This window comes from Enterobacter hormaechei ATCC 49162 (genome assembly GCF_001875655.1).
Lineage (GTDB): Bacteria > Pseudomonadota > Gammaproteobacteria > Enterobacterales > Enterobacteriaceae > Enterobacter > Enterobacter hormaechei.
Genome location: NZ_MKEQ01000001.1, coordinates 353,124 through 365,992, shown reverse-complemented (window position 1 = coordinate 365,992; position 12,869 = coordinate 353,124). Strand labels below are relative to the sequence as shown.

The 12,869-nt window shown below is 49.0% G+C and carries 13 protein-coding genes and 1 pseudogene; all 14 read right to left on the bottom strand.

The window, feature by feature from the left end; translation table 11 throughout:
• Positions 1-77: 77 nt before the first annotated feature.
• The gene (gene zntB, locus BH712_RS01855) at positions 78-1,061 is read right to left on the bottom strand and encodes a zinc transporter ZntB (RefSeq protein WP_006810774.1); all 984 of its coding nucleotides are present in this window, start codon (positions 1,059-1,061) and stop codon (positions 78-80) included.
• Between the two features lie 90 nt (positions 1,062-1,151).
• On the bottom strand, positions 1,152-2,282 hold the full coding sequence (locus tag BH712_RS01850; RefSeq protein WP_006810775.1) for a methyl-accepting chemotaxis protein: 1,131 nt from the start codon (positions 2,280-2,282) through the stop codon (positions 1,152-1,154).
• A 318-nt stretch (positions 2,283-2,600) separates the two neighbouring features.
• Complete coding sequence (locus BH712_RS01845; RefSeq protein ID WP_006810776.1) at positions 2,601-3,089, bottom strand: hypothetical protein; 489 nt, start codon at positions 3,087-3,089, stop codon at positions 2,601-2,603.
• 24 nt (positions 3,090-3,113) lie between these two features.
• Positions 3,114-4,445, bottom strand: a complete 1,332-nt coding sequence (locus BH712_RS01840) for a VasL domain-containing protein (RefSeq protein ID WP_032673853.1) — start codon at positions 4,443-4,445, stop codon at positions 3,114-3,116.
• Between the two features lie 23 nt (positions 4,446-4,468).
• A complete protein-coding gene (gene tssE, locus BH712_RS01835) occupies positions 4,469-4,924 on the bottom strand; it encodes a type VI secretion system baseplate subunit TssE (RefSeq protein WP_006810778.1) in 456 nt (151 codons plus the stop codon).
• Positions 4,924-5,469, bottom strand: a complete 546-nt coding sequence (tssJ, locus tag BH712_RS01830) for a type VI secretion system lipoprotein TssJ (RefSeq protein ID WP_006810779.1) — start codon at positions 5,467-5,469, stop codon at positions 4,924-4,926. Before tssJ ends, tssE begins: the two co-directional genes overlap by 1 nt.
• A complete protein-coding gene (gene tssG / locus BH712_RS01825; protein WP_032673854.1) occupies positions 5,447-6,532 on the bottom strand; it encodes a type VI secretion system baseplate subunit TssG in 1,086 nt (361 codons plus the stop codon). The genes tssJ and tssG overlap by 23 nt, the downstream gene beginning before the upstream one ends.
• The gene (gene tssF / locus BH712_RS01820) at positions 6,496-8,250 is read right to left on the bottom strand and encodes a type VI secretion system baseplate subunit TssF (protein ID WP_006810781.1); all 1,755 of its coding nucleotides are present in this window, start codon (positions 8,248-8,250) and stop codon (positions 6,496-6,498) included. The genes tssG and tssF overlap by 37 nt, the downstream gene beginning before the upstream one ends.
• Positions 8,251-8,333: 83 nt before the next feature.
• Positions 8,334-8,756 (bottom strand): DUF1240 domain-containing protein, encoded by a 423-nt coding sequence (locus BH712_RS01815; protein ID WP_006810782.1) that lies wholly within the window; start codon positions 8,754-8,756, stop codon positions 8,334-8,336.
• Positions 8,756-10,021 (bottom strand): PAAR domain-containing protein, encoded by a 1,266-nt coding sequence (locus tag BH712_RS01810; protein WP_006810783.1) that lies wholly within the window; start codon positions 10,019-10,021, stop codon positions 8,756-8,758. Before BH712_RS01810 ends, BH712_RS01815 begins: the two co-directional genes overlap by 1 nt.
• Before the next feature lie 147 nt (positions 10,022-10,168).
• A pseudogene (locus BH712_RS25345) lies at positions 10,169-10,261 on the bottom strand (hypothetical protein); the annotation flags it as partial.
• An 83-nt stretch (positions 10,262-10,344) separates the two neighbouring features.
• A complete protein-coding gene (locus BH712_RS01800) occupies positions 10,345-10,815 on the bottom strand; it encodes an immunity protein TsiR (RefSeq protein WP_032674104.1) in 471 nt (156 codons plus the stop codon).
• Positions 10,816-11,083: 268 nt separating this feature from the next.
• A complete protein-coding gene (locus tag BH712_RS01795; protein ID WP_006810786.1) occupies positions 11,084-11,575 on the bottom strand; it encodes a hypothetical protein in 492 nt (163 codons plus the stop codon).
• Positions 11,572-12,852, bottom strand: coding sequence for a PAAR domain-containing protein (locus BH712_RS01790; RefSeq protein WP_006810787.1), 1,281 nt, complete (start codon positions 12,850-12,852; stop codon positions 11,572-11,574). Before BH712_RS01790 ends, BH712_RS01795 begins: the two co-directional genes overlap by 4 nt.
• Positions 12,853-12,869 lie beyond the last annotated feature (17 nt).

Below are 12,869 nucleotides of genomic sequence, written 5' to 3'. Positions count from 1 at the left end.
ACATGGTCGGAGTTTATTGACTTCGCTCAATTAAAATGTCGTTTTGAAGCACCCGATTCGTTTGAAAATGCGTAATTTTACAGCCATTTACTACGATGCAACCACCATGCAACACCCCCAATCAAAACCACTAACATGACGCAAAACGTGGTGAAGCCATAGTGATATTCACCGCCGGGGATCCCGCCGAGGTTCACGCCAAACAGCCCTGTTAAGAACGTACTCGGTAAAAAGACCATCGCCATCAGCGACATGGTGTACGTTCTCCTGGCTAACGACTCCTGCATCACCTGCGCAATCTCGTCCGCCATGACTGCCGTTCGGGCGATACACGAGTCAATCTCGTCCAGACCACGTCCCAGCCGGTCTGCGATATCCTGCATTCTGCGGCGCTGATCGTCGTTCATCCAGCTCATGCGTTCGCTGGCCAGTCGCGCATAAACGTCGCGCTGCGGGGTCATATAGCGGCGCATCACGATAAGCTGCTTACGCAGCAACGCCAGAAAACCACGTGGGGGGATTTGCTGATCGAGCAGATTATCTTCCAGATCGATGATTTTATCGTGGAGTTCTTCTATAAACTCGCTGGCATGATCGGTCAGCGCATCACACACATCCACCAGCCAGCTGCCGCAATCCGTAGGCCCCGTTCCCTCTTTCAGGTCGTTAATGACGTCATCCAGCGCGAGCACTTTTCGCTGGCGGGTGGAAACAATCAGCCGTTCATCCATATAGACGCGCATTGCCACCAGCTGATCAGGTCGTTCATCCGTACTGCCGTTTATACATCGCAGCGTAATTAACGTGCCTTCACCCATCCGGCTGACGCGGGGTCTGAGGCTTTCTCCCGCCAGCGCATCCCGAACGTTGTTGGGCAATAGCGGCGTGGACGCGAGCCACTCGGCGCTGTCCGGGTGCGTGTAGTTGAGGTGCAGCCAGCATGGATGTTCGCTGTCGATGTGATCCTGATCTTCAAGCGGCCTTGCGCCGCCACGTCCATCAAACACCCATGCAAAAACTGCGTCCGGTACGTTAACCTCAGACCCTTTAATGCTCTCCACAGCGCCTCCACCGTTTTATCTCTTTCGGTGTCAGTCTAGCTTTCGCCGGAGGTTAAGCAATAATTATGTGAGGCATCGTCCTGAATACGCTCAGGAATTCACCGCCCATTCGCGGCTACTTAACGCATTGTCAGTCACGTACTCATTTTCAAGACGGAAATTGCGGGTTCGTGTCTGGAGTTCAATCACCTGATTGCGCAGTACATCGGACGAACCATTGAGTTCTTCAACCATCGACACGTTGCTCTGCGTGACGCGTTCCAGCTCTGACAATGCCTGCGTAATTTGTGAAATGCCTTTTTCCTGTTCTGATGTTGAGGCGGAGATTTCATCCATCAATCTGCTTACATTGCCCGAACCGGTAACAATGTCATGCATGTTTTTTTCGGCTTCAGAGACCACGTTCACGCCCTGCGTTACGTTATGGCTGGTGACTTCAATCAAGGACTTGATATTTTTTGCCGCTTCGGCGCTACGATGCGCCAGGCTTCTGACCTCACCAGCCACCACAGAAAACCCTTTACCATGATCCCCCGCTCTTGCCGCTTCAACGGCGGCGTTAAGCGCCAGAATATTGGTCTGGAAAGCGATACCGTCAATCAGCGAGATAATCTCTGTCATTTGCTGGGCGCAGTCGGTAATCGACTGCATATTGTTCGCAACCTGCCCCATTAACTCTCCGCCTTTACGCGCCTGCAACGTCGCGATATTCGCCTGCTCGCTGGCTAAACGGGTATTGTCGGCATTATTTTTTGTACTGGCAGCCATCTGTTCCATACTGGCTGCCGTTTGTACCAGCGAAGCTGACTGCTGTTCTGTTTTAACGGAAAGCTGCGCGCTGCGTGAAGAGAGTTGATCTGAAAGGGTCATCGCGGTTTGCGAGGAGGCGCGGATCTCACGGACCAGCGTTGCAATATTGCTGGAGAGACTATTAATCCCCGGGATCAGTCGTCCCGCGCAGTTGTTGCCAAATTCAGGGATCGACACGCCCAGTTTGCCTGACGTCACTTCTTCAATACTTTTTTTCACAGTATTGATCGGCGTCACAAGATATTTTGTCATATACGCCCAAAGTAAAAATAAGGCGATGCATTGTACAACAATGACGGCAATAAAAAGCGAGGAACTTCGTGAGAATAGCGCGATAACTCCGTCACTTACCAAAAACACACATAAAAGGAAATAGAGAATAAACGTTCTGACACTAATATTTCTTAGCATACATTTTCCTGGGGCTTTATATTTTGGTGGGCATTAAGGGTTATAGCATTGCCACCAGAATTTGTCCTCACGTTCATCGTCGGTTTGTTGTTTTGCAGTTTGATGTGTGGAGTTTGACTTAAGGAAGGGATAAAGCGTGTTTTATGGTAAACACCCAGCTTGTAATTTGGTTATTATCTCCCCTTCAATATTAACATGTATATATTTTAGGAGGGATACCGTAGGACAGCATTGTTTAGCGATGCTTAATAAGTTAACGTAGTTAATATATGATATTAACTACGTTAGCGCGTAGCCTCCCGTTAGGGTGGCTTAAGATCAGGCCAGGCAGTCGACAGTCTGGAAAAAATAGTCCTCAGTCATAAGGACATTCTCTTTTGCACTTTGATATTCGCGACGAATATACCAGCCTGTTTCAGGTGCCATGCTTAAATGATATATCCTTTCCTCCGATATACTGCCGGGCGCATAAATACGCATTGTCATACACCCCTTCTCTGCTCCCCGAATCATCTGTTCTGGCAGAATACTGACGCTGCGATCTCCATTTTGCAGACTGATTGTCGTGATAGCATAACGACATATACTGCTATTGAGGCTATAGCCAACCGTACTTAAATCGGTAATATGTTTTTTTGATAAAATTACGTCAATACCTGAACCGTCAAACCACGCCATGATCTGCTGTGCAAGGTCATCCATCCGCTGACAAAATGCCCTGACTTCGGCTTCAGCTGTATTAATATAAATCGGTTTATCCCCGTTATTTTGCTGCACTTTCTTAAAAAAACGCTCTCTTGCTGACATGTTAACTCCGTGTTTTCGCCAGTCTCATTGTTCTTTTTTGTGCTTCAGCAGGGCGTAGCTGGCAATCAACTGCTGAAGATGTTGTTCGGTCTGGTTTTGCTGCGCTGCTGACAGGGGTTGCCCGGCCGGTAAAGCAGAGAGCAGACGAAGCTGCTCCTCAAGCGGAACGGTATGGCCAAAGGACTGCGACATGGCAAACACGGCTGATTTCAGTTCACTCACCGTCATGTACTTCCCCTTCTGCTCATCCAGCGCGTTCAGCTTGGTCGTCAGCTGCTGTAACTGCGTCATACCCTCATGCCAGCCATTGAGATCGGACTTTGCAAGCGCGTTAAGACTCATCTGCTTCTGCCACTGTTGCGCCAGGGGTTTAGCCTCTTCCGGCCACAGCGTCAGCGCCTGCTGCACCAGACGGTCGCCGTAGCTTACTGCCCAGTCTGGTTTTAACTGTAAAAGTTGCGCTAACAGCTGCTGCGTCTTACTGATCCCCAGTTCAGGTGACGGTGACGTTTGTTGCAGCGCCTGCAACTGCGCTGTAGAGAGTCCTTCAGGTAAAGGAGCCAGAGTCGCAGCCAGCTGCATTTGCGCCGAATCTGCCGCATGCATCATCTGCCATCCCCCTACGACAACACTGGCAGCCACCAGCATGGTCAACATACCCGCAGCAAATGGTTTCCACTGCTTAACGGGCACCGAAGGCTCTTTAACCACCTCAACATGCGGCAACGGCTCGGGCTGAACTACATAAACCCATTTACTACGCTCTGTCGGTTCGGTGAGGTGAAGTTCCGCAGCCTCCACCGCGTCACCGGGCAGGGTTACGCCTGTATTTTCGCTATTTTCGAGACGTACTGCTGCGTTTTGCATCATCGTGCGCAGCGCATCAAGCTGAGCAGCATGCTTAAGTTCGAGACGATGCAACACGTCACTCAGAGTGTTCAGATGCTCCTCAGCCAGATATAGCTGCCGTAAATCGGCATACGTCAACGTCAGCGTCCGTACCACCTGTTGCAGCCGTTTACTCAGTGCACTGAGGATTTCGACTCGCGCATGAACAGGCTGTGGCCAGAGGTTCCCCCACTGGCGGACGACCAGTGCAGCCATTAACGCCAGTCCTTCATTCATGCCGTAGAGACCGGCCAGATGCGTGCGGGTGAGCGTATACCAGGCAGCCGTTTGTAGCTCCACACCGTTATGCTCGAACAGTGACAGGCAGAGCGTTTCCGCGTGTTGCCAGTTAACATCCGGGCGTGCCGGATGGGTGAGCTTGTTCATTTCATCGCGCAAGGCGGCGTAATCCGTAAGCGTGCGCGGATCTCCGCCGGTTTTAAGTTGGCGTTCAGAATGTATTGTCATAACCGTTTTAACCTGAGTAATCACTAGATTGCGGCACGTGTATCGAGGTATTGCTGGTGTTTAAGATGACGGATTAATACCCTGCCTTCCGGCATAAATTCCGTACCGTAGCGCACCAGACCGACGCCCTTCAGCTCCGCGTCAATGGCGTAGCGGAGTTCACCGGGCCGTATCTGTTCCTGCATCACCACGTTAATTTTGCTCAGGCGCGGCTCGTATTTCAGCAACACGGCCGACAGCGTGGTAATCAGTTCGTGGGCGGTGCCGGGCATACCCTGGAGGATTTTTGTCATATCCGGCAGGCCGTAGTCCGGCAGGTGGGCCAGCGTACCCGCGCGACTGTTGAGGATTCGCTGCATGTTATCGAGTACCGATAAAATCACCTGGTTCTGTTCGCTGACCTGGCTCAGGCTCAGGCCGCCTGAAAAATTACCACTCAGCATTTCATAAAGCGATGGCGTGTTGTGTCCCTGTGGCATCAGTCATCCTCCAATGGCAATAACGTCAGGTGGTTATTCCCGGCCTCCAGAATGCGCGGCTTATCCGGATCAAGATCTTCACGTTTTAGAACCTGCTTCCAGGTATTTTTGACCATGTCCGGGTGGCGGAATAGGCCAACTACCGCGACAAACTGCGCTTCGTCTTCCATTGGCATATCAAGATTCGTATCACCGCCCGGTTTTACGACCACATCGCGGGTCGCCAACAGGTCAGTTTCAAGCATGGCTTCGCCATCTTTCAGGAGTTGCTGGTAAACCGTTTTATCGAAGGTTTTGCGGTCTTTTAGCTGATAAATACGAACTACCACCGGCTCGGAGAGTGAATTACTCTCGCGGGTATCGGTGTTGAGCGCCTCACGCGCCGTAAAATCCAGGTGCAGTACCTTAATCTTTTTGTAGAACACAGCGTTAAATGCCGATTTGGTGCCATCGGCGATACCCTGCGTCACCCCGCAACCCGTCAGGCTGAATGCCAGCAGAGCAGGTAGCCAGCAAGCTGGTTTAATTAAATTTGTACGTAACACGTCGGTTTCCTTGTTGTTTTATTGCTGGCTTCAGGCCGGTGTAATAGCCCAGTTCCGTCGTAAAGGTCGGTGGGATATCGTCTGAAAGCTCCCCCTCCTCAGCGCCCAGCACGCCATTCATCCCGAGCCAGAAAGGACCTTCGCCAAGCGGCGGAACGGCCAGCAGTCGGGTGCGGGTGGTCAGGGTGATCTTTGCCTTAAAACGCCAGCCGAGCCAGACACGAAGCATCACCAGAAAGTCCTGATACAGCAGACCGTCCGGCTTCCAGCCCTGTGCCTCCTGTTCATTATCCGTTGTAAGGGCAACCAGCAGTTGGCTACTCGCATCCATCGCTTCGTCACCCAGTGGCGTATTGCCGTCCAGCAGAAAATCGTCGTCACCGTAAAAGCCCAGTGGCTGACCAATTTCCACCGGCCGCAGGCAGTACGGACTGACCCTCACGGTGGTATCCGGAGCCAGCAAAGTTACCAGCGCCTGCATGCCCTCCTGCGTTTTGCCCGGTTGCTGTAGGACACCCAACAGAGCCAGAAAACGGGATACCGGTGTGGCAATATGGTCTGCTGTACCGGGAATACCCAGCCCTACCAGGCCCAGCAGAGACTGCGAGATGCTGTCGGTACCACCGGGTTCAAAGGTGGCCGGATAGGAGTACTTACGCCAGATGCGGTAAAACTGTGTCAGGATGCGATGGCTGAAGATATCGAGGAAACCCTGTAATGCTTCATGCCCTTCGCGGCGCTGGGTGATGTCATCGAGATAGGCCGTCGGCAAGGGAGAGTCGACACCATACATCCCCATGAAAGTCGTGCGGATAAGCGGTGGTCTGCTGTCATCATCCTCGTCATATTCGACCGCCTTCAGTTCGCTGGCTGGGAACCCCATCCCCGGATGCGGCGCAAAGCGTACCGGGTCATCGCCCGGGTGACTGGTCGAGCCCATCAGAGGCATGCCCGGATTGCGCTTCTCCAGCAGTTGGCATAAACGGTAGAAGTTAATACGATGCAAGTCGGCTTCAAGCCGTGGGCTCAGCCGGGAATGCGGCGATTGTGCTTCTCTTCCCATTCCAGGCGTTCTCCGGTCGGTTGCAGAATGATAATCAGTCGGTTAAACAAATAGATGTCAGTGTAGAGCGCAAAGAATCGGCTCAGCATCTCGCCAAACAGGCAGATGTCGCCGCGTCCGGCAAAGCCATGGCTGTCCAGCGTGACTTCAATCTGCACGCCACGGACCAGGTAGCCCTGCTCAAAGCGCTCCGTTTCACTGTGCTTCACCTCGAGGATGGCTTCAAGGCGGCGGCGGTTCATCTCGCTGTCGGTCCATTCATACAGCGCCAGGGTGCCGCGCAGCACGTCGGCATTATCCATCATCGACAAAAAACCGCTGCCGAGGTGGCTCAGCACGCGCCAGTGGAAACGGTCCTGCGCCGGTGGGTAACAAGGCAGCGTCGGCGCACACAGGTTGCGCACGGCAATGCTGACCGAAGTGGTTTTCATCACCGTATCAAGCACGGTGCTTTGCAGCGCACGTCGTGGCAGTTGACCATTGGTACCGGTAAGCGTCAGCGACAGGCTTTCGTCTTCCGGGACGGTATGATTATCAAATGCTTCGCCGCCAAGGATGAGCCAGGTGTTATGCAGACCGGACGGACCGCGGCGCACGCGGGTGTGGTAGTGATATTCCGGTGCTTCATGACGCATCATTCCTCCCTTGTGACGGAAGCTCGAAAACGGCACGTAGGTATGCTGGCTCGACGACATCACTGAATCCACGGTGTATATCTCGGTATGGCCATCCTGCACGCGCATCGGGCGCAGCATGTATTCGGTTTGCAGAGAATTGAGCGTCAGCGGATCGGATTCCAGCGGGAACAGGTTAATGACCGGCACGCAATTCAGGCGCAGATGCTTTTCGCTAAAGCTGAAGTCATGTTCCCAGCGCTCCGCCAGCACCACGTCGATTTCGAACCACGGGAGATCAGCAGGAAAGGCAATGTTCTCCAGCCCGCGCAGCCCCGTGAACATGAATTTTTCGCGGAAGGTGAAGTACTCCAGCAGCAACTGGTAACCGCTGAAACTGCTGTCCCCCTTCGGCCAGAGCCTGTCATCATCACCAAATCCCAGTGCGGTGAAATACCCATCCATCGGCCTTCTGTCCGTGTCACCTGGCATGCGTAGCCACAGGCGCGCAGTGTTCATGGTAAAGGCTTCATGCATGGCGCAGGCCAGCGGCGCGTCAGCGTTGAAATAGAACGGGATCTGGCTGAGATCGACACGGCTCCAGTCAGCAAGATGGCTACAACTGAAGCGCAGGCTGATGACAGAACGCCCGTCAGGATCAGTCGACAGACGGGCATGCTCCAACGCCAGTGGCTGGAGGGTTATCTCTTTAGTTGTGGTGTAGCGACAACGCGTACCTTTTTCACCGATCGGCCGCGAATTGACCTCGAAACCTCTGGCAATACGCATCGGCTCTTTCATCTCACGCCAGTCAGGAGTGAACTCCACCACCGACATCGAGGGAATGGTGCGCAGGTAATGCGGCCACAACAGGCTGACCAACCCTTCAGTCAGTTCCGGCAAGTCGTCGTCAAGCTTCTCGCGCAGACGGCCCATCAGGAAGGCAAAGCCCTCGAACAGGCGCTCCACGTACGGGTCGCGCGCGCCCGCTTTATCGAGATTGAGCATTGCTGCCTGCTCCGGGTGAGCGCGGGCAAATTCTTCGCCAGCTTCCAGGAGGTAGCGCATTTCAGCGTCATAATAACGCAGGGTTAAATCGTCCATATTTATTTCTGCTTAATTAATTACTATTTTATAGGCGGTGGGAAATCTGGCTGCGTCATATAACCAGATGATTTTAAATTTCGTCAATTAATGACGCAGATAGACGGATGTTTAACGTAGCGGGTTGCAGTTCCTGCCATCCAGCCTGATGGAACACCATTACAACGGACATATCCCTTGCTGAGCAATTCTTTGGGGTACAAACAGGAAAATAACAACCCTAATATTATGATAGCAATGCAACTCCACTTCAAATAAGAAACATAATTATCCATTTTTTTGAAAGTAAAATTTTTCCCCTTAACAATTATCAGGGCAAAATAAACAAGTGGAAAAATCATCACAACAGGCAAGGCAATTAATGCAATACTTAACCATGAAAAAATAATACTATCTTCGAAAGAGAAGTATGACTGAAATATACTACCCCCAAGATAAATACACAGCACACATAAGCCAAGAATTATTACTACAGCAAGAAAAGGTCGGATTTTTTCTTCAAACATCAGTACAATCTCCGTTGAATACTCGTCAGATTATCCCGAATATAATTGCGAACTTTCTCAACAATCACGTCCCTTCCTCTAATTAACATTTGTTCAGCAAACATTGCCCCTAGATCCAGTAATCCCTGTTCAACCTCTCTGGCTTTGTTTGCAAATTCTTGTTGTGCTGATTCTATATAGGCTAAAACCTTATCAGTCGCACCAAATTTATCATCAAGAACATTTAAGGTAATGGCAGCAACACCACCAACGACGACCACTATTGCTAAGTTTGCAACGATCCATGGAGTTACCAGAACCAGTCCCATCCCCCAAACGACAGCAGATGCTATACCAATCTTAACTACATCTGTTGCCAGACTACCAATAAATTCAGCGAAGGAGATTTCATCATTCATAATGTAATCGATTGTGCGATATGCTGCAGCTACATAAAATGTTAATCTTGCACCTTCTATGATCGACTTCGCCAGACCATACTTGCCTATTCCTATATCTACAACCTTAGGGTTTTTTGCAGAAAAAACTGGCGCATTTAATATTTTCCTAACCCCAGGGTAGCCACTGATTTTAATCAATTCTGTGCCTTTATGATTCACATATACCGTGGCCTTAATCCCAAAACTACCTAACTGCCCCACCAACATGGATGTTGTAACGACATCCTTTATATTTGTACCATAGTTAACAATTATTCGACCTGGTGTGCTTTCAGTTATCGCAATCCAACCGTATTTCCAGGCACCCCAGGATGACAATATTTCAAACACTTCGGGTAAAGTTAGTAACATGATGTCTTGGTTATTTTGCTTAAACATCATTCTTAACTTTTCATCAGGTAAATCATGTATATTTTTTAACACAGGGTAATCAGATACGAATCCCGTTGGCTTTTGCTCACCAGTGAGATAAGAGGGCAATTCCGGAGTAGTTTGCGCCGGTGCCACAAAACCTGCTGCTGATTCTGCTGTAGATACTCCGCTACTCTTCTCGTACGTATCATCCATCATCGACGGGATAAACTTTGCCCGGCAGGGACATGAGCTGAAGCTGTCGAGGGTTCCGGCCATTCGCCTGCCATGAATAGCGTCGTTATTGATGCCACCGGCTACCTTGTAAATCCCTGGAAATTTACCGCAGGTCACGCCGTCCTGTTCCCGGGCGACAGGTTTACCAAACAGAGTGTGATCTTCTGCGCCCGTGATAATTTTCCCGCCACAGGTCGTTTTGTCGCCCTGCACCAGATAAAAGCCTTTTGCTGGCATACGTTTTTTCCTTTTTACTGAATTCAGTTCTGGTTACCCGCAAAGCACCGCACTGCTTGCCGGATCGAGCACAATCAAGTCCGCCAGAAGCTGGTCCATCTTTTGCTGAAGTTGTGATTTTATCACATCAGGTCTCATGGAACTCTCAGCCTGCTCAGGGTGAGCCTGGGCAAATTCTTCTCTGACTTCCAGGAAGTAGCGCATTTCAGCGTCGTAATAACGCAGGGTTAAATCATCCATATATTTATATTAATTTCTTATCATTTATTAAACACTGGAAATTCCAACTTTAAACAGACATTTCCTAGAAAACAGGCTATGGATCAATATTTATAGTTGAATGCTTTTATTTTTTTAAAACATAAATCACCGGGAGCTTTCTCTAGAATATCATTATTAAACCCATCGTTTATTTTAATCGACACAGAACACGCACCTGCTGTTGAGGAAAGAATGAAATTCCGGCCTCCACCACCAACTGAATTATATTCGTATTGGCCACCGATCCTCCAACCAATATCGATTACTGCGTCTCTTCTAACCAGAGATATAAATGAAGCAGTAAATTCACTTTTCTCGCCTGGAGCTATGATTTTAGGTTTTGACCTTACAATTCGCTCAACTTCTTCAGGTTCGGGGTCGACGTCATAGATACTCTCACCAGCATATATAAAAAGATGTTTGTTAGTATTATTTGTAATCGTAACGAAAGGTCGTATCGGGAAGACATGAACAACTAGCACCAACAATCCCGAAAATAATATAATGCACCCCAGAATTACTTTCTTTTTCATGATCATTCCCCAATCTTATCTGGATTATCTATATTCCAGCACCAATGCTTTTCCTTTGAGTGCGGTAGTAGCACATTAGGTGTTTGCTCGAGCGCGTCAAGGATATTAATCGCAGTCAAACTGTGGCCATATTCACCCTGTTTATGGAAAAGAGCAAAACCGATAGAGATGCTCTTACCTGCATGTACGAAAAATAGTTTATTAATATTATCTGTGATGCCTGACCAGTAAAAATGAAGCTACAGGCGCAAAAAAAAGCAACAGATACTTAATCATTCTCAACGTCCTGTGACTGGCTGAATGTAGTGGGAGCATAACTGCTCGATCCTTTTCCGGCGAGCCTACTTCCTCCACATACTGATGGTGGGAGTACGTATTCGGTGGCCATTCCCGGCATCCATCCATCAGGGCGGCCGACGCACTTCACATAGCCTTTACTCTCAAGAATCGAAGTATACGCAAAGGAAAAGATGACAGAACTTATGATAAAAACACCAACCAGACCTATAAATACCCTGTTTGTTTTTTTGCATTTGATAATTGCCTGCTCTTCTCCGTGCCTCATTGCCAAATACCAGTATATGCATGGGAAGAGAAGAATTATCGGAATCATTAGCAGAGCGGAAACAATTGGTGAAAACACTATATCATTTCCAAATTCAAATAGCTCACTAAATGCATCATTTGCAAACCACAGGGAACCTAATGATGAAACACACCAAATAATAATATTTCCAAAAAACCTGCGTTTCGCACTCATAAGTTAATTACCTGCGGCGCCAGATCGCCAATAAGTTTTTTAATATACTGCTTTATTTCGGATTCTATTACTTGCCGCCCTTCTCTGAGCTTTCCATCTATATACATGGCTCCCAAATCAAGTAAATCATTTGAGATTTCCCTGGATCTTTCAACAAACTCTTGCTGTGCAGATTCGATGTAAGGTGCCATGAACTCAACCAGACTATCCGTAATATGATATTTCCTGTCCAGAGTGTTTAACACCCAAGCTAAACCAGCTCCAAAAACAAGAACAACAGCGATATTCAGGACTATATACGCAGACATTGTATATAATCCAACAGCATAAAGCGCTGCTGAAGTAATTCCTACTTTGACGATATCGGTAGCAAGCGTGCCCAGGAACTTTGCGAGTGTTGTTTCATCATTCAATATAAAATCAATTGTATCTATAACCGAAACATATATAAAACCGAGAATCGCACCTTGAATGATGGATTTCTTTAATCCAAATTTCCCTATTCCAGCCTCGATGATTTTGGGGTTCATCTCTGCAAAGACAGGGGCATTGAGCGTTTTCCTGATTGCGGCATAACCACTAATTTTTATCAGGCGTGTTCCTTTGTGGTTAATAAACACCGTTGCGGTTATACCGATGCTTCCCAGTTTGTAAACCATCGCTGAAGCACTGGCTGCATCATCGATATTCGTTGCATATGTTTTGACAGTATTACCAACGGGATTTGTCACGGCATCTTTCCATGTTTTTTTTACAAAATCCCAGCCGTCAATAATCCGTTGACATTCCTCCAGCGTCAGTAAGAGGAAATCATGTCTGTTAGCTCTGAGCATCCCTCGAACGTTGTCATCCGGTACGGTATGAGTGTTGATTAACACAGGATATCCCGGCGCTAACATTGTATCAGTCTGTGAGCCAGCCAGAAACGCCTGAGAAACCGCATTCGCCAGGGATGTCCTTCCAGATTCTTCTGCTGCTAAAATTGCTCCGGCTGAACTCTTTTCGTACGTATCATCCCACATCGAGGGAATAAACTTTGCCTTACAGGGACATGAACTGTAGCTGTCGAGAGTGCCGGCCATTCGCCTGCCATGAATGATATCGTTATCGATGCCTCCGGCTACCTTGTAAATTCCTGGAAATTTACCGCAGGTCACGCCGTCCTGTTCCCGGGCAACAGGTTTACCAAACAGAGTGTGATCTTCTGCGCCCGTGATAATTCTTCCGCCGCAGGTCGTTTTGTCGCCCTGCACCAGATAAAAGCCTTTTGCTGGCATACGTTTTTCCTTTTTAC